We start from the raw sequence: 593 nt of genomic DNA on the forward strand, positions 1-593 counted from the left end.
GTAAGTCATCAGCGATAGACCATAGATTTTTTTGTAATTCAGCTTGTTGTTGGCGTTGTTTTTCCGTAATAGACATTTAATTGTCCTCCTTGAATAAAATATTGGATAAGAATTGCTTTTTTAATCGACTTTGTCTTTGTTTTAATACGTTTAATTGTTTTTCTTTAATACCAATTTGCCCAATCAACCGTTGTCGTTCAATGGAAGGTAAGGTAATATAGAGTGATTTTAACTGTTGATGTGTTAGTTTTTTTATTGTTGAGCCACCTTGCATATATTGCTTATATTGTGATTGTACCTCTGGTGCTAGTTGAAACCAATAGACTAAAAAAGCAGGTTCCAATAAGTCTGAAGTAACTTCAATTTTTGTATAATTATAAGGTAAAATTGAACCATCGTGTCTTGAGCTCACTAAGGTGCACTCACCTGTCATCATACTTAGGACAATATCATCTTTACGTACAACGGTTGCTCTTGATGTATCTTTTAATTTGATGACTCTAGGTTGATATGTATCATCTATGGTTAACCCTAAATCTATATCTAACATATTTTGATCGTATACCATATAACGATGCCCCAGGTCGCTCTCA

Annotated in this window: 1 protein-coding gene; it reads right to left on the reverse strand. The window is 33.2% G+C overall.

Annotated features, from left to right (window positions below; genetic code table 11):
- Positions 1 to 76: 76 nt before the first annotated feature.
- On the reverse strand, positions 77 to 593 hold a 517-nt coding region (locus KA878_RS13615), incomplete at its 5' end, for a restriction endonuclease subunit S (RefSeq protein ID WP_210142207.1).

Origin of the sequence: Staphylococcus sp. GDY8P57P (genome assembly GCF_017892585.1) — a bacterium.
Taxonomy (GTDB): Bacteria; Bacillota; Bacilli; order Staphylococcales; family Staphylococcaceae; genus Staphylococcus; species Staphylococcus borealis.